The sequence below is a fragment of the Micromonospora sp. NPDC003197 genome (genome assembly GCF_053590565.1).
In genome coordinates, this window is the sequence record NZ_JBSFTE010000035.1 from 1 (window position 1) to 24321 (window position 24321).

A 24321-nucleotide genomic window follows, 5' to 3' on the forward strand; every position below is an offset into this window, starting at 1 on the left:
AAGGGGCGGCCGGCCGGCCGCCCCTTCCCGCGTCCGCCAACCGCAGCCCACGCCCACCAACAGCACGCCGCGTCTACCAAGAGCGCCCCACGCCCACCAACAGCGCGCCGCGTCTACCAAGAGCGGCCCACGCCCACCAACAGCAGCCCACGCCGGTCGTCGGCTTTTCCCGCAGCAGTGTCGCGATGGAGACACGGGAAACGGTGTCCAAGCCCCGACAAAAACTACCGACGAGTTGTGGATAACCCGCCGAAACCTGTGGACAAGGCTCCGTGATACCCCGACCGGCTGTGGACAACGAGGCACGAACAGCACAGTGACGGTGACAGCGTGTCGCCTCATGACGGCAACCAATCACCCGACCGCCCCGGTTCCCTCCCCCTCGACCCCGCCGATACCCCGACCGACCCTCCTGCCCGGGCTGGCCCGGCTGTGGCGCGACCGGCACACCCTGCAACTCGGTATCGCCCCTGGCCGGGCGGTACTGCTGGAGGTCGCGGACCCCAACACGGTACGACTGCTCGATCTACTCGACGGCGCGCACAGCGAACGCGCGATCCTCGACCACGCGGCGAAGATCCAGGTCGCCCGGGAGGACGCCCGCACCCTGATCCACACGTTGCGGGCCGCTGGGCTGGTTCTCGGCGCTCCGACCCTGTTCCCCCACGATCTGCCCGAGCCGGCCCGACAGCGTCTCGCCACCGAGGCGGTGGCGATCGCCCTGCACGGACCGGAGGCGTCGGGCACGCCAGCTCAGGTGCTGCGTCGACGCGCCGCCGCCCGGGTCGTGGTAACCGGCCAGGGCCGGCTCGCCGCGCCGGTGGCGGTCGCCCTCGCCCAGGCCGGCGTCGGACATGTCCGCCCTGAACTCACCGGCTTGGTCGAGCCACCGGACGCGGTAGCCAGCAGCCTGTCCGCCTCCGACATCCGCCGGCCCCGGGCCGAGGCGGTTGCCGACGCCATCGCCCGGGTGGCCCCCGGCACCGACACCCGCCCGATCCGGCGCGGAAGAGCCAGCCTGGTGGTGCAGGTCGGCGCGGACCGTCCCGCTGGGCTGCTCGCCGCCGGGTACGCCCAGCGGCGACAGGCGCATCTACTCCTCGGGCTGCGGGACGGGATAGCCGTCGTGGGGCCGCTGGTGCCCGCTACCGGTGGACCGTGCTTGAACTGCCTCGACCTACACCGTCAGGACCGAGATCCGGCCTGGCCGGAACTCGCCGCGCAGCTCGCCGGGGACACCTCTCCGGAGCCATGCGCCGCCTCGACGCTGATCGCGGCGATCGGTTTCGCCGTCGGGGAGATCGTCGCCTTCCTCGACGGCGGGACGCCAGAGACGGTCGGCGGCGCCGTGGAAATCAATTCGCCGGGTCGATTCCGTCGGCGGGCCTGGCCAACGCATCCGGCCTGCGGGTGCGCTCGTCGGCGGCGATAGCGCACGACATGTCCGTTCTGTCGCGACAAGGAATGTTGTCACCAGCATCGGACGTGGCCCCGGCCACCCGTTCGTGGCGGCGGGGGCCTGATGGATTCGGTAACAATGATCTGGTGACCGACATCCCACGCCGGGCCGTCTCCCGGACCGCCAAGCTCGCCGCACTGCCGCTAGGCTTCGCCGGGCGCACCGTCCTCGGCATGGGCAAACGAGTCACCGGCCTGGCCTCGGAAGTGATCTCTGCCGAAATCCAACAGCGCACGGCCGAACAACTATTCAGCGTGCTCGGTCAGCTCAAGGGCGGCGCGATGAAGTTCGGCCAGGCGCTGTCCGTCTTCGAGGCCGCGCTGCCGGAGGAGATCGCCGCGCCGTACCGGCAGGCGTTGACGAAACTCCAGGAAGCGGCCCCTCCGCTACCAGCCGCCAGCGTGCACAAGGTGCTCGCCGAGCAGTTGGGGCCAGAGTGGCGGTCCCACTTCGCCGAATTCGACGACACGCCAGCCGCGGCGGCCAGCATCGGCCAGGTGCACCGTGCCATCTGGCAGGGGCCACCGGTCGACGCCACCGGTACACCGACCACCCGACGGCGGGGCAAGACCGTCCAGCGACCGGTGGCGGTCAAGGTTCAGTACCCCGGCGCGGGCGACGCGCTCCTCAGCGACCTCAAGCAGCTGTCCCGGCTCGGTGGCATGTTCCGCGCCATCCAGCCCGGGCTGGACATCAAGCCGCTCCTGGTCGAGCTCCGTGAACGGATCGCCGAGGAACTCGACTACGAGCTGGAGGCCGAGTCGCAGCGCGGCTTCGCCGCCGCGTACGCCGGAGATCCAGAGATCTTCGTCCCGGAGGTGGTCGCCGCCTCACCCCGGGTGCTGATCACCGACTGGGTGGAGGGGACCCCCCTGTCGGAGATCATCCGAGACGGTACGGAGAGCCAGCGCGACCAGGCCGGCTATCTGATGGCCACCCTGCATCTCTCCGCGCCCGCCCGGGCCGGGCTACTGCATGCCGACCCGCATCCGGGCAACTTCCGACTGCTGCCGGACGGGCGGCTCGGAGTCCTCGACTTCGGCGGGGTGGCCCGGCTCCCGGAGGGTGCCCCCGAACCGATCGGCCGGCTGCTTCGGCTGGCCCTCGCCGGGGAGGCCGAGGCCGTGGTGGCTGGGCTCCGGGAGGAGGGGTTCATCGGCGAGGACCCGATCGACGCCCAAGCGGTGCTCGACTTCGTACTGCCGATGCTGGAGCCGCTCTCGGTCGACGACTTCCGCTTCACCCGAGCCTGGTTGCGGGCCGAAGCCACCCGACTGGGCAGTCCAAGGTCACCGGCCTACCAGCTGAGCCGCCAGCTCAACCTGCCGCCGTCGTACCTGCTGATCCACCGGGTGACCCTCGGTTCGATCGGGGTGCTCTGCCAACTGGACGCGAAGGCGCCCTACCGGTCGATCCTCGAACGCTGGCTACCTGGCTTCGCCCACCCGGTCTAATCGAGGACGGCGGTCGACATCGCCCAGAAACGCCGACATCGACCGGGAAACGACCGAGGGCCGGCCGGAGCGACGATGAAATCGCCATCCCGACCGGCCCTCGAATGCCGGACTGCCGCTTCCGCGCGACAGTTATCGGATGCCCAGGTCGCGGGCCGCGCGACGGCGGCCTTCCAGTGCGACGGTACGGGCGGATCGGGTTGCCTCAGTGCTCGTGGTGATTCGACCGGCCTGAGGCCGGCGCATTCGAGTCTTGGACAACGCTTCGTGGAGTAAATACATCTTCGCGGCTCCGCTCAGGGTGAAATTCTCGGTGTTCAGCTCGTTGATCAGCGCCAATGGGGCGCTGTTGGTGGAACGGATCGGGTTCATGTCAGGCCGCCAGCCGGACCGCGCTGCGCGATTCGGCAAGCTCGTTACCCGCCAGCCGCGCTTCGGCTTCGACCCGCAGGACGGCATCCCGGGCAACATCCTCCTTGCGCGGGCGACCACGGGGCCGCTTGCGCGGAATGACCGCGCCACGCTCGAAGATCTCGCCGCCCCAGACACCCCATGGCTCGGCCCGATCGACCGCACCGGCCAGGCACTCGACGCGCAGCGGGCAGTCCCCGCAGAGCGACTTGGCCAGCTCCAGCTCGGTCGGCGAGTCGGAGAACCACAGGTCAGGGTCGAACTTCCGGCAGGGCAGGTTCGCCTCAAACTCGACGCTCACGTCGAGCGTGGCCAACGCCAGACTCATCGCCCGGTCACCTCTCTCTCACTTCGATCTTGTGGATCGCTGTTTCGACGTACTTGGCGGTGTAAAACACTGAGGCCGCGGATCCCGGTAGCGGGTTCCGCGGCCTCAAGGTGAGCCGGTTGGTCTAATCAGACCGGTCTACCTCGAGGTGGAACACCGCGAACATCCGTCCGCCGCTTGTTGCTGACGCGGATGCCTTTGCCCATGGACCCAGTGGTCCCCTTGTTTCCGGCTGGCGCACCCGCCAGGAGCAGCTCGGACTGAGCCTGAACCTGGTGCACCTGCGAAGCCGAGAAGACCTCGGCAGCCCGATAGACTCGGACAGCCGACTTCGGAGCTTGGACAGCAGGCAGCGCCACCGGCAGTGTGTTCATGTAGATCTCCACCGGGACCACCTCCTGTCGAATGCTCGTCATTTACTCGGTCGTGCCCTCTGAGCAGCGTCAATGCCGCCACTCGCGAGGTGCGTCATGAGGCTATGCCTGATACCACCGCGAGGGCAAACGGTTTTACGGCTCCGTTGCGGAACTTTTTTCCGGAACTACCTCATCCACCGCCGCGCCATCGACCAGCGCGAGTACGGCGGCACCGTACAACCCCAGCTTCCGAGGGCCGATCCCGCCGATTGCCAGCAGTTCCTCGTCCCGGCTCGGCCGCCGCTCGGCCAACGCCGTCAGGGTCGCGTCGGTAAAGACCACGTAGGCAGGAACCTTCTGCTCACCGGCGACCCGGATCCGCCACTCGCGTAACCGCTCGTACAGCTCCTCGTCCAGGTCGGAGGGGCAGGTCGGGCAGCGGCCGAGCTTGCGGTCGGCACCGGCCATCAGGGTCGCGCCACACACCCGGCAGGAGACCACCTGGATCCGCCGACGGTCGGATTTCCGACTGCCGCCGGCCCCGCCCGCCGGCCGCTCGCCGCCGGAGCGATCCAGCTGCGGCAGGAACCGGCACGGGCGGCGGGCCCGACCACCTGGCGAGCGGGCCGAGGCGTACGACAGCCAGAGCCATTCCCGGGCCCGGGTCACCCCGACGTAGAGCAGCCGGCGCTCCTCCTCAATCTGCTCAGCCGTCTTCGCGTACGTGGTCGGCAGCGTGCCGTCGGCGAGCCCGACCAGGAACACCGCGTCCCACTCGAGCCCCTTCGCCGAGTGCAGGGAGGCCAGGGTGACGCCCTCGACGGTTGGTGCGTGCTGCTGGGCGGCCCGCCGCTGCAACTCCTCGCAGAAGTCGGCCAACGACGCGGCCCGTTCCGCGCTGGCGGTGGCAATGGCTGGTGTGGCGGCGTATTCCTCGGCGAGTTGGACCAGGGCGGCCAGCGCCTCCCAGCGTTCCCGGGCCGCCCCGCCCGGCGGGGGTTGGCCCGGGGCCCAGCCAACCGCCGCGAGCGCGTCCACCACCGCCTGGACCAGCGGAGTCTCACTCGGGGTGGACCGGATGGCGGCCCGCAGCGCCACCACGGCCTGGCGTACCTCGGTCCGCTCGAAGAACCGTTCCGCCCCCTGTACGACGTACGGCACCTCGGCCTCGGCGAGGGCCTTCTCGTACGCCTCGGACTGCGCGTTGGTCCGGAACAGCACGGCGATCTCGCGGGCCGGAGTGCCCCCGTCGATCAGTTGTCGACAGCGGGTCGCGACTGCCGCAGCCTCGGCCGGTTCGTCGGTGAAGATCCGCACATCCGGCTCGGGGCCGGGTGGCCGCTGTCCGACCAGTTCCAGCCGTAACCGCGACTCCGCCCCTCGGGCCTGCTGGATTACCGCGTTGGCCAGGCCGACCACCTGGGGCGTGGACCGGTAGTCCCGGACCAGGCGGACCACCAGCGTGTCCCGCCGTTGCCGGGGAAAGTCGATCAGGTACGTCGAGGTCGCCCCGGTGAACGAGTAGATGGTCTGGCTGGCGTCGCCGACCACGGTCAGGTCGTCCCGGCCGCCCAGCCAGGCGTCCAGCAGCCGCTGCTGCAACGGGTTGACGTCCTGGTACTCGTCCACGACGAAGTGTCGGTACTGCGACCGGATCTGCTCGGCGACGTCCGGGTGGTCCTCGATGCCCCACACCGCGGCCCGCAGCATGTCCTCGAAGTCGATGACCCCGTTGCTGCGCTTGATCCGCTCATAGGCGGTGAAGACCTCGGCGACCCGGGCCGGTTCGTGCGGGGTTTCCCGTAGTGCCTTGGCCGCCGCCACGACGTACTCGTCCGGCTCGACCAGGGAGGACTTGGCCCACTCGATTTCGCCGGCCAGGTCCCGGGCGGCGGCCCGGTCGGTACGCAAGCCGGCCCGGGCGGCGGCCAGGGTGACCAGCCGGACCTTGCTGTCCAGCAGCTCGGGCATGGCGCGGCCGTGCAGGAGGCGGGGGGCGAAGTAACGCACCTGCCGCAGCGCCGCTGCGTGGAAGGTACGCGCCTGTACGCCGGCCACGCCCAGGTCGGTGAGCCGGCTGCGCATCTCGGCGGCGGCTCGGGCGGTGAAGGTGACGGCCAGCACATGCCGGGCGGCGATCTCCCCGGAGAGCGCCCGGTAGGCGATGCGATGGGTGATCGCCCGGGTCTTGCCGGTGCCCGCACCGGCCAGGATGCACACGGGTCCGGCGGGTGCCGTCACCGCCGTCCGCTGTTCGGTGTCCAGCCCGGCCAGCACCCGTTCCGCGCTTGAGTCAACCGCCACAGCTAGGAATCATGTCAGCCGTTCCTGACGTTGCAGGCATTAGCCCATTAGATCAACTAGGCGAAGGACCTGATCATGCTGACGATGTACTCCACCCCCTGGTGCGGCTACTGCGCGCGGCTCAAGTCGCAGCTCGATCGGGAGAACATTGAGGTCACGGTGATCGACATCGAGCAGGATCCGGCCGCAGCCGAGTTCGTGATGAGCGTCAACGGCGGTAACCAGACGGTGCCGACCGTGGTCTTCACCGATGGCACGGCCCTGACCAACCCGTCGATCGTGCAGGTAAAGCAGCAGTTGGCGGCCATCGCCAACGCCGGCTGACGCGTCCGCCGGTTCGGGGCACCGCAGGCCGGGTCGGCCTGCGGCACTCCGACACTTCGGCGCTCCGAGCTCCGACAGGCCAAGCTCCGGCACTGCGAACTCCGGCCGGATGCCCGCCACCGGGTCGGTGCCGACGTCCATCCGGCCAACTGTCGGGCAATTTCCACCTGGGACACGCCCGAGGCCCAGGTCGGAGCTCGGAACGAGGATGGGCATACTGATCGTGGGGGATGCATTCCGGACGGTGATCGTCGCCGTGCCGGGCGACGCCGGGGCCGACACGATCGAGAGAAGAGGTTTTCCCGTGCCTCCAGCTCAGCCAGACCCGACCACACCATCCACCGCCGCTGGGCCCGCCAGCCAGGGCGGTCAGCCCAGCCCGATGTCCCGACGCAAACGCCTCGGTACCGCACTGCGGCAACTCCGCGAGACCGCCGGCCTGACCGGCGACCAGGTGATCGAACGCGCCGGTTGGGCCTCGGCCTCGAAACTCTCCCGGCTGGAGAATGCGCGTAGCCGGCCCGACGAACAAGACATCCTCAGGTTGCTCGACGTCTACGACGCCAGCGAGGAAATCCGGGCGGAGCTGACCGCCATCACCCGTGAAGCCGGCGACATCCGGAGCTGGCTGCGTCGCTTTCCGACGATGACCGAGAGCCAGCGGGTCTATGCCGAGCTGGAGTCCGGTTGTGCGGAGATCCGGGAGTACAGCCCGGTGATCGTGCCCGGCCTCCTCCAGACCGAGCTGTACGCGATGACCCGGATCACGTCGATGCGACCGCTGACCAGCATCTCCGACAAGCCGGAGAAGAACGAGACGGAATCCCCGGAGAACGAGGTCAGGGCCCGGAAGTCCCGGCAGGACCTGCTGCGGCAGTCGTTCGAGCCGCCGCGCTACCACGCGGTGCTGGAGGAGGCGGCGCTGGGCCGCCGGGCCGGTCCACCCGAGGTGATCCGCGGTCAGCTGGCGAAGCTGCGTGAGGACGCGGAACTGCCCAACGTCACCATCCAGGTGCTCCTCCGGGACGCGATCATCGCCGAGTGGTACCTCGCCCATACCGCGTTCTCGCTCTACCGCCTCGCCGACCCGCAGGATCCGCAGACCCTGGCCATCGAGGGCATCTCCACCAACCAACTGCTGACCGACCACGAGGAACTGCACCGCTACAGCGTGGCCTTCGACTGGCTACGGGCTGCGGCATTGACGCCGGAACAGACCCAGGACTGGCTGGCGGAGAAGGCGAAGGAGCTGTCCACTCGGTCGAGCCGATCCACATTGGTGCTGGGCCAGCGAACCAAACCACCCACCCAACGTAGCCGGCGTAGCGGCGACAGCTTGGCGGAGCAGTAACACTCAACGATCACGGTGCGCCACGGACCAACCGGTCCACAGGAAGGCTGCCAGCCCCAGTCTGGGGCTGGCAGCCTTCCTGCATATGGCTGGCATTTGGCCATTGACCAGGCATCATCCGAACGGACAAGGTAAAAATCCGATCGTGGAGTTTGACTTGCCGACTCCGGAACGCTGCGTAACATGACGGAGAGAACAGCCGTGGAACTTCCACGCGGCAACCACAGCACGTAGTCGCATGATCATTATCCGTCACGGTTTATCCGGAGACAGCCATGCGGTTTCTAATCGTTCGCACCGAGATCCGCGCCGCAGCTGAAGGCGATCTGACCGCCGCCTGGACCGGCGGCCGACGGCTTCGTGACGAAAAGACCAGCCCCGAGCTACGCCGGCAAACCGTCCACGCGGAAGATCGAGACGCCGCGCTGCTGCTGGCCCGCGCGCTGTCCACAGTCGGCGCGGTGCGCTCTGGACGCCAGCGGGTCAAGGTGTTACCCCTGCCCGATCCCACCGCCGCACTAAACCGGCGGTGGGATCGAGAGAAGGACACCCCCGCCTAGACGACCGTCGTCGGCCGGACCGGCTCCCCCGCCGCGCATCCGCGCATGTCGCAATCCGGCCCCGACGGCCTGAGATCTTGGTCCGTGATCGTCGCGGCAACGGCGATCACGGACCAAGACATCTCCAGAACGCACCAAAAACACCTCAGTGGGCCAGGGCACCTTTCGCTACCGACGACCGGCGGGCCGGAGACCGGGCTCAACCGGCGGCTTCGTCGAGCCAGCGCTGAAGCAGGAAGTACGCAATCGACGCGGGCGTCGGCAGGCCGACCCGCAGACCGTCGCCGGCATCGACCGGCTCGGCAGCCAGCACTGCGGCGATCTCCCGCCGGGTGAACCACCGCGCCTGGGAGATCTCTGCCGGATCGAGCCGGAGCGGCTGGTCCGCCTCGGCCCGGGCCAGAAACCCCAACATCAGCGAGCCGGGGTACGGCCAGGCCTGGCTGCCGACGTACCGGATCCGTTTTTGGTCGAGGGGGAGGCCGACCTCCTCCCCGACCTCGCGGACCACCGCCGCCTCCGCCGACTCGCCCGGCTCGACGTAACCCGCCAGGCAGGAGAAGCGGCGAACCCCGTCCCGGTCGGCCCAGGCAGTGTTGTTGCCGAGCAGGCATTGTCCGGCCGGCCCGTCGACCCCGTCGTGCACCAGGACGATCATGGCCGGGTCGGTACGCGGCCACGTCTGCCCGCCCGCATCATCCGTCCGCGACCAGCCACCCTCACCGGCCACCGTGGGCAACCCGGTGTCGGCCGAGTACGCATGCCGCAGATGCCAGTTGGCCAGCGCCACCCCGGTGGCGAGCAACCCGGCATCCCAGTCGGACAGCAGGTGTCCGACCTCGCGCAACGTCACCGCCCGGGTCTCCGGCCCGGTCGGCAGTGGGGCGTCGATCGCGAACACCGGAGTGCCGTCGGACGCCACCCCGAGAAACATCCGATCCCCTGGGTCCCGGGCGCCGACGGCACCGGCGTCCACCAGCACCAGCTCCGGGCTGCCCTCCGCTGTGGTGACCAGAGCCCGACCACCGCCCGCCGTGTCCACCACCAGCACCCGAGCCCGCTGCCAGGCGGCGGCCAGCCACTGCTCGTCGGTTCGCCGATGTGCGGCCCGATCGAGGGTCGGACGGGCCAGCGGCAGGCTGGCCCGCTCTCCCGTCATGACGGCGTGGCCGCCCGTCCGACCGTCACGATGGCAGGGCCGCCCGTTCGATCGGGGTCAGGACCGCCAACGACGGCTCGATCCGCTCGGCGTCCCCGAGTACGACGGTGACCGCCCGCGCCGGCGCGAGGTAGGTCGCGGCGGCCCGCGCCACGTCGTCCCGGGTAGCCTTGGCCAGCCGCTCGGCGTGCTTGGCGAGGAAGTCCAGTCGCAGCCCGACCCCGGCATACGCGCTGGCTACCGCCGCCAGCCCCGCCTGGGTGGACATACCCAGTTGCAGGGTGCCCAAGGCGTACTGCCGGGCCTGCTCCAGCTCGTCCTCCTTCGGTGGCAGCGAGGCCAACCGACCGAGTTCGTAGGTCGTCTCCAGCAGGGCCGGCCCGGTCACCTCGGTGGCCACCTCGGCGGCGATGACCAGCGCGGAACCGGCCACCGAGTGCTCGACCATCGAGTGCGGACCGTAGGTGTAGCCCTTGTCCTCGCGGATGTTCTCCACCCAGCGGGAGGAGAAGTAGCCACCGAAGATCAGGTTGGCCAGTTGCAGGGCCGCGTGGTCGGGGTGGGTACGCGGCACCGCCGGCAGCGCCAGCCGCATCGACGACTGCACCGAGCCGGGCCGGTCCACCAGGAGCAACGGTCCCGGCGTCAGCGGCGGCGTCGGCGGCAGCTCGGTCGCACGACCGGTGGTGTCCCAGCCGCCCAGTGCCTGCTCGGCGGCGTCGATCGCCCGCTCCGGGTTGAGGTCGCCGACGAGCAGCAGAACCGCCCCGTTCGGGTGTACCCGCTCGGCGTGCAGCTTGCGCAGGTCGGCCGGGCGGACGGCGCGTACCTGCTCCGGCTCCGGGGTCTGTTCGGCGTACGGGTGCGTGCCGTACATCCGCTTGAGCAGCGCCTCCCGGGCCAGATGGGCCGGCTGGCTCTGGGCCACCTGGATGTGGTCGATGAGCCGGTCCTGCTCGATCTCCACCTCGTCGGAGGGGTACGCCGCGCCGGTCAGCACCCCGGCGAGCAGTTCCAGGATCCGGTCAAGGCCGGTGGCCAGGCCGTTACCGGCGACCATCAGCCGATCCGGGTCGAGCCCGGCGGACAGGCCGCCACCCACCGCCTGCAACTCGGCGGCGATCTCTACGCTGGACATGGTGTCGGTGCCGGCAAGCAGGGTCTGCGACAGCATCACGCTGCGGGCCAGGTGTCCCGGCCCGAACGGCAGCCAGAGCCGCAACTCGACCAGGGGTACGGCCGGTCGCCGGATGGCGATCACCGTCAACCCGTTGGGCAGCGTCCGCTCCACCTCGGTGGGCACCTTGAGCTTGCGGTTCGGCCCGAGGGCGGGCAGCGTGCGTACCGTCATTTGCCACCTCCGGGAACGACCTCGACCGATGCCCGACGCTGCGGCCGCAGGGCCGCGGCCGCCGTACGGACCTGCTCCTCGGTGACCTCACCGATCAGCTGGGGCAGTTCGTTGAGCAGCCCCGGCTCGCCGCGCTGCTGTTCGAGGACGGCCATCTGCAACGCCCGACCGAGCACCGCATCGGTGTCCCGCAGCAGGTGGGTGGCCATCCGGGCCTGGGTACGGGCGAGTTCGCCGTCGGCCAGCCCGTCGCTGGCCAGCCGGTCGAGTTCCTCGTCGACGGTACGCAGCACCTTGTCCACGTCGCCGCCGGGCGGCAGATGCGCCTGGAGCAGCAGCACGGTGGGGTCCCGTACGTCGAACGGGTCGCCCATGAAGCCGAGGTAACCGCCGACGCTGGTGACCGTACGGTCGCGCAGCACCAGCCGCTCGACGAGCCGAGAGGCGTCCCCGTCGGTCAGCACCTCGGCGAGCACCACATAGGGCAGGTAGTCGGCGAAGTTGCTGATCGGATCCGGCACCCGCCAGCCGCTGGCCACGGCGGGCAGCGGGGCCAGCCGGTCGACGTACGACTCGCGCCGCTCGGCGGTGAGGTCCGGCTCGGCGAAGTCGGGGCGGGTCGGGGCGGGTCGGGCCGGCACGTCACCGAAGTGCCGCTTGATCAGCTCGGTCGCCTCGGCGACGTCCAGGTCTCCGCTGACCGCGAGGACGGCGTTGCCGCAGGCGTAGTACCGGTCGAAGAAGTCGGCCGCGTCGGCGACGGTGGCGCTCTCCAGGTCGTCGAAGGACCCGTAGCCGTCGTGGGCGTTGGGGAACGTGTCGAACATGACCGGCGGCAGCTTCAACCAGGGGAAGCCACCGTACGGGCGGTTGAGCACGTTGACCCGGATCTCCTCCTTGACCACGTCGACCTGGTTACGCAGGTTCTCCTCGGTCAGTCGGGGGCCACGCATCCGGTCCGCTTCGAGGAAGAGCGCGCGTTCGAGGGCGTTGCTGGGCAACGTCTCGTAGTAGTCGGTGTAGTCCAGGTGGGTGGAGCCGTTGAAGGTGCCGCCGGCCCCCTGCACGTGCCGGAAGTGCGCCAGCTTCTCCAGGCTCTCCGAGCCCTGGAACATCAGGTGCTCGAAGAGGTGCGCGAAGCCGGTTCGCCCCTCCGGTTCGGATCGGATGCCCACGTCGTAGACGACCGCGACCCCGATCACCGGGGCACTGCGGTCGGGGGTGAGCACCACCCGCAGGCCGTTGTCGAGGGTGAACCGCTCGACCGGATATTTCGTCGCTGGAATTCTCGATCTCCGCGCCGCCACGCACCGACCCTAGCGCGTCCGCGCACCGATCAATGGACCCCGGGTGGTTTGCCAGACTTCCCAGGATGTGGATGGCCCCTTGACCAACGTCCGCCAACCAACCCACTCTTCCTATCAACTAAGTAGGAAAACTATGGATTGGACGGCGCGATGAGACGTCTCCCGTACCGCCGACTCGGCACCCTGGCCGCCATCGCGGCCGTGGCCGTCGCGACGCTCGGCACCACCGGGTGCGGCAGCGACGACAGCGCGACCGCCGACGGCGGCCCGGTCACCCTCCGCCTCGGCTACTTTCCGAACATCACCCACGCCCCCGCCGTGGTCGGCGTGGAACGCGGCATCTTCGCCGAGAAACTCGGCACCGACGTCAAGCTCGACACCAAGACCTTCAACGCCGGCCCGGCCGCCATCGAGGCGATCTTCTCCGGCGCGTTGGACGCCACCTACATCGGCCCGAACCCGACGGTCAACGCCCACTCCAAGTCCAAGGGAGACGCCGTACGCGTCATCTCCGGTGCCGCCTCCGGCGGAGTGGCCCTGGTCGTCAAGCCCGGTATCGCCAGCGTCGAGGACCTGCGCGGCAAGAAGATCGCCACCCCACAGCTGGGCAACACCCAGGACGTGGCCATCCGCTACTGGCTCAAAGAGAAGGGACTCAAGACCACCAAGGAGGGCGGCGGCGACGTACAGATCGTGCCGCAGGAGAACGCCCAGACCGTGGAGACCTTCGGCACCGGTGCCATCGACGGCGCCTGGGTTCCCGAACCGTTCGTCTCCCGACTGGTCAACGCCGGCGGCAAGGTGCTGGTCGACGAGCGGGACCTGTGGCCGGACAAGCGGTTCGTCATCACCAACCTGATCGTCAGCACCAAGTTCCTCAAGGCCCACCCGGACGTGGTCCGCAAGCTCGTCGAGGGCCAGGTGGCCGCCAACGAGTACGTCAACAGCCGGCCCAACGAGGCACAGCAGGCGATCTCCGACCACCTCGGAAAGATCACCGGCAAGCCGCTCGACCTCGCGCTCATCAAGCAGTCATGGACCACGTTGGAGTTCCTCAACGATCCGATCGCGTCCTCACTCAAGACCGGACTGGACCACGCGGTCGCCGTCGAGTTGACCCAACCGGTCGACCTCACCGGCCTGTACGACCTGAGCTACCTCAACGAGGCACTCAAGGCCCAGGGCAAGCCCGAGGTTCCCGCGCCATGACCACCCGTACCGCACCGGAGAGCGGGACCAGCGCCGTCGCGCTCTCCGGCGTGACCAAGGTGTACGGCCGGGGCGACAACGCCGTACTGGCCCTGGACGGGGTGGACCTCGACGTCCGGGCTGGCGAGTTCGTCTGCCTGGTCGGGGCCTCCGGCTGCGGCAAGAGCACCCTGCTCAACCTGATCGCCGGACTCGACCAGGTGACCTCCGGGGCGGTACGCCTCGCCAGCCGGCCCAACGGTTCTCCGGCTTCGACGGCGGACGGAATCCGGCCCGGGTTCATGTTCCAGGAACCGGCGCTCTTCCCCTGGCTCACCGTGACAGCCAACATCGAGGTGCCGCTGAAGCTGCGCGGCCTGGCCCGCGCCGACCGCCGGGCCCGGGTCGCCGAACTGCTGGAGACGGTCCACCTGACCGGATTCGGCCGGCACCGACCGCACGAACTCTCCGGCGGCATGCGGCAACGGGTGGCGTTGGCCCGCACGCTCGCCCTGGACACCCCGGTGCTGCTGATGGACGAGCCGTTCGGGGCGCTGGACGCGATGACCCGTGACCTGCTGCACGACGAGCTGGAACGGATCTGGTCACAGCAGCGGCTGACCGTCCTCTTCGTCACCCACAACGTACGGGAGGCGGCCCGGCTCGCCGACCGGATCGTGCTGCTCTCCAGCCGCCCCGGCCGGATCATCCACGAGACCCGGGTCGACGTGCCCCGGCCACGCCGGATCGACTCCCCCGAGATCGCGGCCATCGCTGCCGAGGTCACCGACCGACTGCGTACGGAGGTGGGCCGCCATGGCCAGTGACACCGTTGTCACCACCGCGACTGCCGACGCCGCCGCCCGGGGAGCCGATGCTGTCACCCGGGGAGTCGGCCGGGAAACCATCTCCGGGCTCGACGCCCTGGAGATCGCCAGTCGGGAAAAGACCACCTCCCGGGCCCGACTGCTCTGGGCCTCGACCTGGCCCAAGCTCACCGCCCTCGGCCTGGCGGTGCTTGCCTGGCAGGTGGTGGTCTGGAGCGGTTGGAAACCCGAGTACGCCCTGCCCGGCCCGGTGACGGTCGGCCGGGACCTGGGCGGTTACCTGGTCGACCCGGCGCTCTGGAACGGTCTGGCGACCACCGGCCGGCGAGCCGCCGTGGGTTTCGCCGCAGCCGTGGCGGTGGGTCTGCTTCTCGGCTTGGCGGTGGCCCGGGTACGGGTGCTACGCGCCGCCCTCGGCTCCATGATCACGGCCTTGCAGACCATGCCGTCGATCGCCTGGTTCCCCCTGGCGATCCTGTTGTTCCAGCTCAGCGAGCAGGCGATCTTCTTCGTGGTGGTGCTCGGCGCGGCACCGTCGATCGCCAACGGCGTCATCCACGGGGTCGACTACGTACCGCCCCTGCTGCTGCGGGCCGGCCGCAACCTGGGGGCCCGGGGCGTCAACCTCTACCGGTACGTCATCGCGCCGGCCGCGTTGCCGGCGATCGTGGCCGGACTCAAGCAGGGCTGGGCGTTCGCCTGGCGCAGCCTGATGGCCGGCGAACTGCTGGTGGTCATCGCGACGAAGACCTCGATCGGCGCGCAACTCACCTATGCCCGGGAACTGTCCGATGCCGAGCGGCTGATCGCGATCATGATCGTGATCCTGTTGGTGGGACTGCTGGTGGACACGGCGTTCGGCGCGGCCGACCGGGCCATCCGCCGACGTTGGGGGGTGCTGGACAGCACGGCCGACTGAGGCAGGCCTGCAATCATGTGCAGATCTTGGTGAAAAGTGGTCCCTCGAAGGGCCAGAATCCACCAAGATCTGCCCAACTCGTCGGGCTTAGAGCACCCGTACCGAGGTCAGCACCTGGTCGACCACCGGGTCGTACTCCCGATGGGTGCCCGGGATCGAGATATAGAGGATGGCTGCGGTCGGCCGGCCGACGTCGATGCAGGCCACCGCCGCCAACTCGTCGGTGGCCCGCAGCCCCGGCTGGCTGAAGTGCAGCCGGAACACCGTCACCCACGCGGGTCGACCGCCGATCGTGGCCCGCTCGTCCCGGATCGACTCCATCCGGTTCGGCTGCGGGTAGTACTCGGCGCGTACGTCGTCGGCGACCCGCCGGCCGACACACTCGATGTCGAGCATCAGCGCGTCGTTGTCGGCGGCCGGCACCGCAGCGGACAGGACCGAGGCGTGGTAGTCGCTGATGCCGTTGTACGCCGGCTCGGTGACGAAGTGCTGCCCGACCTTGTACGGCACCTCCAGCGCTCCCGCGTTCCACAGCACGTCCCACGGTTGCCAGGGCGCGCCGAGGGCGGCGTACGAAATCCCAGCCTCCTGGTCGACGGTCCGGGCCCCAGACGGCGGCGGACCGGGATCGACCGGCTCCGGGTTGGTCTTCGTTGGGGGCGCGGCGGGCGGGGGGCACATCCGGGCCAGCTGGGGTCGGTTGTCGGGCGGTGCCTCGTAGTCGCCGCCGAGGATCCGGGGATCGCCGGAGAGCACCATCGTGAGGACGACCGCCAGTCCGATCGCCAACACGGCTACGGCCGCACCACCGAACCACCACAGTCGACGCCGCTGCCGGTTCCGCTGCTCGGGTGCCGGTGAAGCAGCGCCGAGTGCCGGTGGAGTGACGTCAGGGCGGGCGGTCACCAACGGTGCCCCGAGCCGGGTGACCATGCCCGCCGACCAGTTCGGCCCAGACCTCGGTCCGGGCTCGGGGGGCGGGGTCGTGGTGGAAGCCATCCCCTCTAGTGAACACCACCGGCGGCCGCCCCGATGCCAACGGATCCTTGGCTCGGGTCAGCCACCCGGGAAGGCGGTCACGTCGACTCGGGTCAGCCACCCGGGAAGGCGGTCAGGTCGGATCCGGACCGTTCCATCGGCCGTACCGGCGCTGGGGACCGATTTGGCGCGTGCATCTCGACCACCACTGGCAGGTCGGTCGAGGTGGCTGCGTCGTACCACGGGGTGAACGCGGCGAGCAGGGCGAGAAGGAGCCCGACGAGGGCGAGCGCGAGCACCACGAGGAGTTCACGCACCGCCTCACCGACCATGGCTACCTCTCCAGACTTCCTGGGACGCCGGGCTTTCCCTAGGGGAACAGGCTCGCGGGCCGCCCGTCCCGGCACAGTCGTCGATCCGACTTGACTTCGCGATAGACCGGGTGTCAGTCTGATCTGACAGGGGTGTCAGCTATATATGACACCCAGGGAGGACATGGAACGGCATGAACGATGACGCGGGCCCACCCGGCGACTCAGGACTGTCGGACGACTCAGGACCTGCCGACGACTCAGTGCTGTCGGGGGACGAACTGCTGCGGGCCCTGGCCGCCCTGGCCAGCCCGCATCGGCTACGGATCATCGCCGCGCTCACCCCTGGTCGGAACTACGTCAGCGAACTTGCCAGACAGCTCCAGATGAACCGCCCGCTGCTCTACATGCACCTCCAGCGCCTTGAGGCCGCCGGCCTGGTCAGCGGCACGTTGGAGACGGCCCGGGACGGCAGCTCGGTGAAGTACTTCGAGGTGGTGCCCTTCGCGATGGCACTCACCCCGGAGGCCATCGCCGAAGCCGTACGGACCCTGAGCACCGAAAGCCCCGAAAAGAAAGGGAAGTAAGTGGTCACCACACCTGTCATCGCGTTTGACCTCGCGCAGACGGCCTCCATCGGCTCGATGGTGATGCTGGTCGCGCTGGTCGGCATCGTCGCGTTCGTGGGTCTGCGCGTCTACCGGACCCGGTACGACGCCGCCCGGGAGACGCAGTACCGCGTGCTCGCCGAGCAGGCCGTCGCCGCCGAAACGAAGTTCGCCGACGGTACGCAGACCACCGTGGCCGAACTTCAGGGCGTACGCACCGAGCTGAAGAACACCCGCACCGAACTGGCAACGGTCAATCAGCGCCTGGCCGCGCTGGAAAAGTTGCTCAGCCAGATCGGTTGAGCCACAGGTCGGCCACACCACACGGGGGAAGAAAGATGAAGGTCGGTGCACTACTGACGACAGGTGCGGCTGTTCTAGCCACCCTCCTCACCACGGCGCTGCCGGCGTCCGGTGCACCGCCGACCGACGAGTTCGCCGAAGTGGACTCGCACCTGAGCCGACAGTTGGCCGCTCTCCGGGCACCGGGCAGCGCCGTGGCGATCGTGCGTGGCGATCAGGTCGCCTACCAGCGCACCTGGGGTGTCGATGGAGACGAACAGCCGGTTACCGGGCAGACGCCGTTCCTGCTGGGCTCGGTCGCCAAGCCGTTCACCGCACTGGCGGTGATGCAGCTCGTCGAGGCGGGACAGGTCGAACTGGACACGCCGATCCTGCGTTACCTGCCATGGTTCCGCCTCGCCGACGCGGCGGCGGCAGAGAAGATCACCGTACGACAGTTGCTGACCCACACCAGCGGCCTGCCCGGCATCGAGAGCAGTGGCCTGACCGACCGTGGCGACAACACCCCGGACGGGCTGACCCGGTCGGTACAGGACCTCACCCGGCTGCGCCCCACCGCCACCCCCGGGCAGACTTATCAGTACAGCGGCGCCAATTACCAGGTCCTCGGCGCGCTCGTCGAGGCGGTCACCGGGCAGCCCTTCGGGGCGTACCTGCGACGCAACGTGCTCGATCCGCTGGACATGCGGCACACCGCCACCACTTCGGCAGAGGCTGCGGCGATCGGCCTCACCGCCGGCCACCGTTACCACTTCGGTCGCCCGCAACGCTTCGACCTCCCGTACGACACCTCCGGTGTGCCGTACGGCTATCTGGCGGCGAGCCTGGAGGATCTGACCCACTTCGCCACCACGCAGCTCACCGGCGGGCGGTACGGGGACAGTCAGCTCCTCTCCGCCTCGGGCATCGCGCAGTCGCACACCGGTCAGGTGGCGGTCGGCAACAGAGGCCGGTACGGACTGGGCTGGCGGGACACTGTCCTCACCTGCACCTGCACCTGCACCGGCACCGGCACCGGCACCCGAATCGTCTGGCATGCCGGGGCGGTCCCCAACTCCTTCAGTCACGTCGTACTCGTGCCCGAATCGGAGCTGGCCATCGTCGTACTGTCCAATGTCTACAGCCTGGCAATGGATCCGCCGCTGACCGGCATCGCGTTCGACGTCGCCCGGATCCTGCACGGTGGCACCGTCACGACCGCTGAGCCGGACCCCCTTCTCACCGGGGCGCTCGTCACCATGGTCACGATCGCCAGCCTGCTGCTCGCCGGTCTGGTGTGGACGCTGGTACGGGCAATCCGGCGGCGACGGTCGGCGGATCAGCCGGGCGGGGCACCGACCCGGGGCCGGCTCCTCGCCACTACCGTCGGCTCGCTGGTCGGCTGCGCTGCCCTGGCGATCGGGGCAGTCTGGGGGCTACCCGCCGCGTCGGGTGCCGGCCCGGCGCAGGTGCTGCTCTGGGCGCCAGACCTCGGGCAGGCCAGCGTGGCCGTCGCGGTGCTCGCCACCGCCCTCGCCGTGGTCCGCACCGTCCGCACCGTCCGCACCGGACACAGCCTGGCCGACATCCGGCGGGCTAGCTCGTCGACCTTACCGCCAGCACAGTCATGACGGTGGCAAGTAAAGCCACCGTACACGCCCACAAACAGCCGAAATCGTTACCCCCCGCTCAGGTGGGCCATCACCCGCCACAACGTGCATCCCTGGTGGCCAGGCTGCACACCGAACCCGCCGATCCAAGCGTGTCCCCAACGATGACAGCGCTGGCTGTCTTTTCCAACCAAAGCGCTACATTCTCCCGGCCCAATTCGGTTTTTGTCCCACTCCAACTCAGCAATCCGACTCTTCATCCACCAATCCGCTTAATCAGTTCCACGATGGACGGCTGCTCCAGACACCCAGCCAGAATTTGTCGGGACGTTCCAGGTAAGCCAGCCCACCGCTCCCAATCAATCGCGAATGCTGCGCGTTTTGGAGCACTACATCCTGCGACTGAGCGCTCCGAGGGCTTGCTTGGCGTCACGAAGTGCATCACTCGTTAACCTGTACCCACTAGAAGTCTGGAAGGACAGCAGGCGATCAAGAAAAGTCATTGTTCGTGGAGAGATGCTCTGCTTCGCCATAACATGCAAGTCTTCGAGCGTGGCCTTCGTTATACGTGCACCAGCAGCCAATTGAAGCAGAGTGAGGCCCAGTTGATAGAGATCGACCTCATGGGACCAGTGACCAATCATCAACCCTGGAGGCAGATAATTCGGAGTACTGGATATCGTACGAACGGCCGAACCTGCCCTAACCGAAATATTGAAGTCAATCAACACGGGGCCATGCTCGCTAGATAGGATTATATTATCAGGCTTAATGTCACGATGAACAACGCCGTGCTGAGCTTCGAAGATGGCCTGAACGACCTCGCCGTCGAGTTCATCGTGCTGCTTCCGAAGCGTGTCCACCTCCGACGGTCGGGGGTGCATGCTCACAAGAGCCGACAGGAGCTGAGTAGCCCATTTCAGTAGGGTTACCTCGGAGGGGCGACTGGACGCTTCACAGAATTCATGCAAAGTCGGACCACTAATATACTGCATGACCAGGAAAGGATCACCGTTCGGTAGGCTCCCAGCATCTAGAATTTTCACAATGTTTTTATGATTCAAAGTCTGAAGCACATCGAGCTCTCGTTGGACGCTACTTAGCCGGCCCCCTTTGATCACCTTGATTGCGACTAGCCGAGGGCCGTCGATCTCGCGAGCCCGGTAAACCGTCGCGAACCCGCTAGGTCGGCCTATTTTAGTCTCAATGATGTAGTCGCCTACCTGCTCACCTTCCACAAGTCGGCTCCCATGATGATTTGTCGGCCTCGCTCCTTCCGAGCTCTGACGTTGCAGGTGGGTTTGCAAGAGCTTCACTGCGAACTGCGGCGTGTCTGTGGGAGCGCGGCAGATTCCGTATCCCACTAGGTGTGCGACATCACTAGGGAAAGTTCTTGCGAGTTCCGCGAATTCATGGACTTTGCCCTCAGCAAGCAGGGAAAGGAGGAAGTACTCGTCCGGGTATTCGTCACGCAAAGTGGAGACCAGTTGAGCGAGTAGCGGGGTACGCTCAACGAGGAGTTGGCGCGATAGGGCCCTCACGTCTTGTTGTTCAATTGTTACCGGCTCCCGGCGATTCGTCTTCTTGTTATGAGCCGCAGACCCAAGGGCGCGCAAAATGGCCGGATGGCCGCCAGTCTGCGCAAATGCCTCACTTATCGCCCGTGGCGACCATCGAATCCCTATACGTTGCCCAACCGTGGCAAGCAGATCACCCGTTTCATCTAAAGAGAATGGCTTGAGATACTCCCTGGTAAAGTAATTGTAGATGGGATTATCTTCATTCCCAATCCTCGCGTCTTCCACACACTTAGGATTCGTCCCTGAAATTATGAAAGAAAGGCGGCCGTAGTACTGCTGATCAAGGCCACGGAGTATCCTCCATACACGCACGAACTCCTCTTTGGATCCCGCAGAACCAGATGGCGGGAGTATCCGCTCTATCTCGTCCAGGAAAATGGCTACGCGGCGCTTACGACTGGAGATTAAATGCCTAAGATCATGGTCGAACAGCTCGAATGTCAATGACGGTTCGGGAATGTCAGAGAAGAGGGAGTATCGCCCAAAGAGACGGAAGAACTTAACCTCGCGCACCTGGCGATGAGAATCGTATATCGCTTGACCTATAGACCAAAGAATATATGCAGCATCAGGACGGATTGCTGCCGCCCGCTGCAGGTCTATCTGCGCAACGTAACACCGCCCGTCATCTCGCACTAACTGGGCAAGACGGTTAACAAGTGATGTCTTACCAATCTTTCTTAGACCAAAAACTCCTTGATGACCAGATCCGGTTACTACTTCTTGTCGCAATCGCTCTAATAAGCGTCTCCGCCCGAAGAAATCCTGAGAACGAGTAATTGCACCTGGCAGATCGTAGAGGTCACGGGCATAAGTTTGAGCTTGCAGCAAGAGCTTGAAATCCTGTGCGCCGTGCGGCCTACAGGACCTAATCCGATCGAGGCTGAATCCCACAAAGAGGATCTGCGAATCCTCGCTAATTTCGGCAACCAGTTCGCCTGTTCGCTTGTCTCCAGTAATGACGATACCAAGGGATCGACTTAGCCGAACGCCGTTTGTCGCAATTATTGATGTGGCTTGATCGATTTCTCGCGCTTGAAATTTGGGGTACTGGGCTACGAGAACAAGTATCTCGCGATTTTCCCCGAGGGCTGCGCGTAGCATCTCTGAGGGCTTGACATAAAGTCCCCACACGCGAAGGTCATTCGTTCTTTTGACATATTCAATCGATAGGCCTGCGGCTGTAAGAACGCTGATCAAGTCGCACTTCTCCTGATCCTCCGCTGAGAAGCCTTGCAACATCCGCGAGTCTATCGGCATAAGTGAGCACTCTACCGATGATTGCAGCACAATGGAACCATCCGATCACATGTGGCCACACCTCCGCGATCTATCTTGTCTACGTTAGAGACATAGCCGCATTATCTCAAACGCTAGATTACTCCACATTTAGCGCCATCATCAAACAACAAGCGCAGTTGATGGGCATTTTGGTTGACTTAGGCAAATTCATCGAGGCACGGACCTGGTCCTGTGGCGCCTCCCGAACTCAACCTGCTACGCAAGCACGCCAACGACCGGCTGGGATTGTGCGTGTGCATCTCGCCAGCTAGTGCCCCGTTATCCAGCCTTGAACGGGTAATCCGGATATCGGATCTTGGAGTCGGTGGCGAGTCCAGTTTTCGGTCGGGCTCGTTGGTTGCGCCATCGGATGGTCCAGGGCGGCGATCATGTGCCGTACTCCCTGGTCGCGGGTGTAGGTGGCCCGTAGCCGGGCTGGCTGGCCCTGGGGTCGCCAGGCCCGGCCGGGGCGGGGTTGCAGATTCAGTGCCCCGAACTCGTCGACGCAGATCACCAGGCCGTCTGTGGGTGGGTGATCGTAGAGGCCCAGGATCCGACGCATCTCCGACGTGAAGTCGGGACCGGTGCCGGCCCTCCACGTTTTGGTGGCCTGCCAGGACACGCCGCGTTCATGCAGGATCCGGCGGATCGTCTCGATGCTGCTCGCGGGCACGCGAGGCGGCGATGAGGTAGTCGCGCAGCTTGGCCAGGGACCAGAAGGAGAAGGGTTTGCCGAGGAAACGGGGTCACACCGGGCGATGACGCAGATCCAGTTACGGGTCTGCTTATCGATCCGTCTCGGTGCACCCCCGCACCCGTTTTGGGTCGAGTGCGGTGAACCGCCTACGCTCGTTGAAGGCGTGGATCACGTCGCGGACGTAGTCCTCGCTGGTCCGTAGCAGGTAAGCGATATCCGGGGCCGGTTGGCCCTGGCCAGACAGACATCAACACCACGATCGCCCGGCGCAGCTTGGCCGGGTCCTTCGTGCTGCGGCTGATCCGCTGTAAGCGCTGGGCCCTCGGTTGTCGACACCTGCCGGACGAACACCTCCGGGCGTCTGCCCACCGGCTACCACCCCGCCGAAACGTCGGGAAACAGCCTGCCGCAGGACAACTGCCGACACCGGTGGATTACACGATCAATATTCAAAGACGAGGCGCTAGTGCCGCATCAGGCAACGTTTGCCCTGTTGATTACCTCGCGTAGGCGTTCGTCGGCGGCGTTCTTGTTCCGCCAGATGATGTAGCGGCGGATCATGCTGCCCTGCTGCCGGTGGGTGGCGTGGTCGGTGCCATCGAGGGTGAAGTAGCGCAGGGCGGTGAATTGGGCCTCGATGCGGTTGAGCCAGGAGCTGTTGGTGGGTGTGTAGGCGAACTCGACGTTGTTGGCCGCGGCCCAGTCGCCGACGCGGGTGTCTCTCTTCGTGCTCAGGTGTGGGGAGTAGTTGTCGAGCACGATCGCGATCCGGGTTTGCGGCGGGTGCAGGCTGCGCAGGTAGCGGCAGAACTCCAGGAACCGGGTGCGGGTCTTTGTCGGCTTGATGTGGCCGTAGAGCTGGTCCTTGCCCAGGTCGTAGGCGGCGAACAGGTGCCTGATCCCGTGTGGTCGGGTGTAGGTCGCCCGCCGTCGGGGCCGCGGCTGCCGGGCGGGGTCCTTGTGTCGTCCACCACGCTCGGCCCACTGCCGCCCGGGATGAGGTTGGAGATTCAACGGGCCGAACTCGTCCAGACAGAACACGACCTCGGGCTCGCCGTCCTCGGGTATGACCTCGCCGTCAGCGATCGCGTAGAGGTGCTCGACCCGGGCCTTCTTGGTGGCGTAGTCCGGGTCGCGGGAGGTCTTCCAGGTCTTCACCCGTTGAAAGGACACGCCCTCCTCGCGGAGCAGGACCCGCAGACCCTCGTGGCTGATGTCGTCGACCACCCCCTCAGCGACCAGGAAGTCGGCCAGCTTGGCCAGGCTCCAGGTCGAGAACGGCAGCCCGTGTTCGGCCGGCTTGGACTTGGTGATCTTCTTGATCTCACGCCGCTCAGGCAGCGTGCACGTTCTCGGCCGGCCGCCTTTGTATTTCGGGTAGAGCGAGTCGAAGCCGTCAGCGTTGAAGTTGTGGATCACATCCCGGACCCGATCCGCGCTGGTGAACGTCACCTCGGCGATCTTCCCCACCGACATGCCCTGCGCGGACAGCAGCACCATCTGAGCCCGCCGCCAGGTCACCACCGAAACAGTACCTCTACGGATGATCCGCCGCAGCCGCTGCCCCTCGTCGTCATCGATCTCTCGGGCCCGTACTCGTTCTGCCACCCCAACAGCCTGGCCACAGCACACCGTCCAGACCAGCACCCGCACGGCGCGTCGTCACGGGGCAAACA

General features: G+C 67.1%; 21 protein-coding genes and 1 pseudogene. 11 read left to right on the top strand and 11 right to left on the bottom strand.

Annotated features, from left to right (window positions below; translation table 11 throughout):
* Positions 1 to 340 precede the first annotated feature (340 nt).
* Together ACWDV4_RS27570 and ACWDV4_RS27575 are read left to right on the top strand one after the other, a co-directional pair.
* Positions 341 to 1432: a hypothetical protein gene (locus ACWDV4_RS27570; protein WP_449984499.1), complete on the top strand. Its 1092-nt coding sequence runs from the start codon at positions 341 to 343 to the stop codon at positions 1430 to 1432.
* A 113-nt stretch (positions 1433 to 1545) separates the two neighbouring features.
* On the top strand, positions 1546 to 2913 hold the full coding sequence (locus ACWDV4_RS27575) for an ABC1 kinase family protein (RefSeq protein ID WP_449984502.1): 1368 nt from the start codon (positions 1546 to 1548) through the stop codon (positions 2911 to 2913).
* Positions 2914 to 3286: 373 nt separating this feature from the next.
* Here the strand turns inward: ACWDV4_RS27575 and ACWDV4_RS27580 are convergent, their stop codons facing one another.
* The 3 genes from ACWDV4_RS27580 to ACWDV4_RS27590 form a co-directional block, all read right to left on the bottom strand.
* Positions 3287 to 3652, bottom strand: coding sequence for a WhiB family transcriptional regulator (locus ACWDV4_RS27580; RefSeq protein WP_449984505.1), 366 nt, complete (start codon positions 3650 to 3652; stop codon positions 3287 to 3289).
* 128 nt (positions 3653 to 3780) lie between these two features.
* Positions 3781 to 4038 (bottom strand): hypothetical protein, encoded by a 258-nt coding sequence (locus ACWDV4_RS27585; RefSeq protein ID WP_449984624.1) that lies wholly within the window; start codon positions 4036 to 4038, stop codon positions 3781 to 3783.
* 123 nt (positions 4039 to 4161) lie between these two features.
* The gene (locus ACWDV4_RS27590; RefSeq protein ID WP_449984508.1) at positions 4162 to 6312 is read right to left on the bottom strand and encodes an ATP-dependent DNA helicase UvrD2; all 2151 of its coding nucleotides are present in this window, start codon (positions 6310 to 6312) and stop codon (positions 4162 to 4164) included.
* A 75-nt stretch (positions 6313 to 6387) separates the two neighbouring features.
* Between ACWDV4_RS27590 and ACWDV4_RS27595 the strand changes: the two genes are divergently transcribed.
* The 3 genes from ACWDV4_RS27595 to ACWDV4_RS27605 all read left to right on the top strand — a co-directional run bounded on the left by ACWDV4_RS27595 (position 6388) and on the right by ACWDV4_RS27605 (position 8547).
* On the top strand, positions 6388 to 6636 hold the full coding sequence (locus tag ACWDV4_RS27595) for a mycoredoxin (RefSeq protein ID WP_449984511.1): 249 nt from the start codon (positions 6388 to 6390) through the stop codon (positions 6634 to 6636).
* A 382-nt stretch (positions 6637 to 7018) separates the two neighbouring features.
* Positions 7019 to 7987, top strand: coding sequence for a helix-turn-helix domain-containing protein (locus ACWDV4_RS27600; protein ID WP_449984627.1), 969 nt, complete (start codon positions 7019 to 7021; stop codon positions 7985 to 7987).
* A gap of 275 nt (positions 7988 to 8262) precedes the next feature.
* Positions 8263 to 8547 carry a hypothetical protein gene (locus tag ACWDV4_RS27605; protein WP_449984514.1) on the top strand — a complete coding sequence of 95 codons (285 nt, stop codon included), beginning with the start codon at positions 8263 to 8265 and terminating at the stop codon, positions 8545 to 8547.
* Between the two features lie 199 nt (positions 8548 to 8746).
* Here ACWDV4_RS27605 and nudC read toward each other — a convergent pair whose 3' ends face one another.
* From nudC to ACWDV4_RS27620, 3 genes are read right to left on the bottom strand one after another with little or no spacing between them, the layout of a single operon-like run.
* Complete coding sequence (gene nudC, locus ACWDV4_RS27610) at positions 8747 to 9706, bottom strand: NAD(+) diphosphatase (protein ID WP_449984516.1); 960 nt, start codon at positions 9704 to 9706, stop codon at positions 8747 to 8749.
* A 25-nt stretch (positions 9707 to 9731) separates the two neighbouring features.
* Entirely contained in the window at positions 9732 to 11057 is a 1326-nt protein-coding gene (locus ACWDV4_RS27615) for a M16 family metallopeptidase (protein ID WP_449984518.1), read from the bottom strand.
* Positions 11054 to 12364, bottom strand: a complete 1311-nt coding sequence (locus tag ACWDV4_RS27620) for a M16 family metallopeptidase (protein ID WP_449984521.1) — start codon at positions 12362 to 12364, stop codon at positions 11054 to 11056. Before ACWDV4_RS27620 ends, ACWDV4_RS27615 begins: the two co-directional genes overlap by 4 nt.
* 150 nt (positions 12365 to 12514) lie before the next feature.
* Here ACWDV4_RS27620 and ACWDV4_RS27625 point away from each other — a divergent pair, with 150 nt between their 5' ends.
* The 3 genes from ACWDV4_RS27625 to ACWDV4_RS27635 are packed head-to-tail and all read left to right on the top strand — an operon-like array spanning position 12515 to position 15298.
* On the top strand, positions 12515 to 13573 hold the full coding sequence (locus ACWDV4_RS27625) for an ABC transporter substrate-binding protein (protein WP_449984524.1): 1059 nt from the start codon (positions 12515 to 12517) through the stop codon (positions 13571 to 13573).
* Complete coding sequence (locus ACWDV4_RS27630) at positions 13570 to 14379, top strand: ABC transporter ATP-binding protein (protein ID WP_449984527.1); 810 nt, start codon at positions 13570 to 13572, stop codon at positions 14377 to 14379. The genes ACWDV4_RS27625 and ACWDV4_RS27630 overlap by 4 nt, the downstream gene beginning before the upstream one ends.
* On the top strand, positions 14369 to 15298 hold the full coding sequence (locus tag ACWDV4_RS27635) for an ABC transporter permease (RefSeq protein WP_449984529.1): 930 nt from the start codon (positions 14369 to 14371) through the stop codon (positions 15296 to 15298). Before ACWDV4_RS27630 ends, ACWDV4_RS27635 begins: the two co-directional genes overlap by 11 nt.
* Before the next feature lie 87 nt (positions 15299 to 15385).
* On the opposite strand, the gene ACWDV4_RS27640 is transcribed toward ACWDV4_RS27635, so the two are convergent.
* Both ACWDV4_RS27640 and ACWDV4_RS27645 read right to left on the bottom strand, forming a co-directional pair.
* Positions 15386 to 16297: a hypothetical protein gene (locus tag ACWDV4_RS27640; protein WP_449984532.1), complete on the bottom strand. Its 912-nt coding sequence runs from the start codon at positions 16295 to 16297 to the stop codon at positions 15386 to 15388.
* A 92-nt stretch (positions 16298 to 16389) separates the two neighbouring features.
* Complete coding sequence (locus ACWDV4_RS27645; RefSeq protein WP_449984534.1) at positions 16390 to 16608, bottom strand: hypothetical protein; 219 nt, start codon at positions 16606 to 16608, stop codon at positions 16390 to 16392.
* A 173-nt stretch (positions 16609 to 16781) separates the two neighbouring features.
* Between ACWDV4_RS27645 and ACWDV4_RS27650 the strand changes: the two are divergent.
* The 3 genes and pseudogenes from ACWDV4_RS27650 to ACWDV4_RS27660 all read left to right on the top strand — a co-directional run.
* A pseudogene (locus tag ACWDV4_RS27650) lies at positions 16782 to 17021 on the top strand (ArsR/SmtB family transcription factor); the annotation flags it as partial.
* 153 nt (positions 17022 to 17174) lie between these two features.
* Positions 17175 to 17498: a hypothetical protein gene (locus ACWDV4_RS27655; protein ID WP_449984536.1), complete on the top strand. Its 324-nt coding sequence runs from the start codon at positions 17175 to 17177 to the stop codon at positions 17496 to 17498.
* A gap of 35 nt (positions 17499 to 17533) precedes the next feature.
* Positions 17534 to 19108: a serine hydrolase domain-containing protein gene (locus tag ACWDV4_RS27660; RefSeq protein WP_449984539.1), complete on the top strand. Its 1575-nt coding sequence runs from the start codon at positions 17534 to 17536 to the stop codon at positions 19106 to 19108.
* A gap of 368 nt (positions 19109 to 19476) precedes the next feature.
* Here the strand turns inward: ACWDV4_RS27660 and ACWDV4_RS27665 are convergent, their stop codons facing one another.
* The 3 genes from ACWDV4_RS27665 to ACWDV4_RS27675 all read right to left on the bottom strand — a co-directional run bounded on the left by ACWDV4_RS27665 (position 19477) and on the right by ACWDV4_RS27675 (position 24253).
* The gene (locus ACWDV4_RS27665) at positions 19477 to 21867 is read right to left on the bottom strand and encodes a protein kinase domain-containing protein (RefSeq protein WP_449984542.1); all 2391 of its coding nucleotides are present in this window, start codon (positions 21865 to 21867) and stop codon (positions 19477 to 19479) included.
* Between the two features lie 349 nt (positions 21868 to 22216).
* Complete coding sequence (locus ACWDV4_RS27670; RefSeq protein ID WP_449984545.1) at positions 22217 to 22621, bottom strand: hypothetical protein; 405 nt, start codon at positions 22619 to 22621, stop codon at positions 22217 to 22219.
* Between the two features lie 498 nt (positions 22622 to 23119).
* Positions 23120 to 24253 carry an IS630 family transposase gene (locus ACWDV4_RS27675; protein ID WP_449984548.1) on the bottom strand — a complete coding sequence of 378 codons (1134 nt, stop codon included), beginning with the start codon at positions 24251 to 24253 and terminating at the stop codon, positions 23120 to 23122.
* Positions 24254 to 24321: the final 68 nt, after the last annotated feature.

What these genes read in the sequence shown, in the direction of transcription:
- ACWDV4_RS27570 (WP_449984499.1), top strand. Translation starts at nt 341, where the DNA reads ATGACGGCAACCAATCACCCGACCGCCCCGGTTCCCTCCCCCTCGACC.
- ACWDV4_RS27580 (WP_449984505.1), bottom strand. Translation starts at nt 3,652, where the DNA reads ATGAGTCTGGCGTTGGCCACGCTCGACGTGAGCGTCGAGTTTGAGGCG.
- ACWDV4_RS27595 (WP_449984511.1), top strand. Translation starts at nt 6,388, where the DNA reads ATGCTGACGATGTACTCCACCCCCTGGTGCGGCTACTGCGCGCGGCTC.
- ACWDV4_RS27600 (WP_449984627.1), top strand. Translation starts at nt 7,019, where the DNA reads ATGTCCCGACGCAAACGCCTCGGTACCGCACTGCGGCAACTCCGCGAG.
- ACWDV4_RS27605 (WP_449984514.1), top strand. Translation starts at nt 8,263, where the DNA reads ATGCGGTTTCTAATCGTTCGCACCGAGATCCGCGCCGCAGCTGAAGGC.
- nudC (WP_449984516.1), bottom strand. Translation starts at nt 9,706, where the DNA reads ATGACGGGAGAGCGGGCCAGCCTGCCGCTGGCCCGTCCGACCCTCGAT.
- ACWDV4_RS27615 (WP_449984518.1), bottom strand. Translation starts at nt 11,057, where the DNA reads ATGACGGTACGCACGCTGCCCGCCCTCGGGCCGAACCGCAAGCTCAAG.
- ACWDV4_RS27625 (WP_449984524.1), top strand. Translation starts at nt 12,515, where the DNA reads ATGAGACGTCTCCCGTACCGCCGACTCGGCACCCTGGCCGCCATCGCG.
- ACWDV4_RS27630 (WP_449984527.1), top strand. Translation starts at nt 13,570, where the DNA reads ATGACCACCCGTACCGCACCGGAGAGCGGGACCAGCGCCGTCGCGCTC.
- ACWDV4_RS27635 (WP_449984529.1), top strand. Translation starts at nt 14,369, where the DNA reads ATGGCCAGTGACACCGTTGTCACCACCGCGACTGCCGACGCCGCCGCC.
- ACWDV4_RS27640 (WP_449984532.1), bottom strand. Translation starts at nt 16,297, where the DNA reads ATGGCTTCCACCACGACCCCGCCCCCCGAGCCCGGACCGAGGTCTGGG.
- ACWDV4_RS27645 (WP_449984534.1), bottom strand. Translation starts at nt 16,608, where the DNA reads ATGGTCGGTGAGGCGGTGCGTGAACTCCTCGTGGTGCTCGCGCTCGCC.
- ACWDV4_RS27660 (WP_449984539.1), top strand. Translation starts at nt 17,534, where the DNA reads ATGAAGGTCGGTGCACTACTGACGACAGGTGCGGCTGTTCTAGCCACC.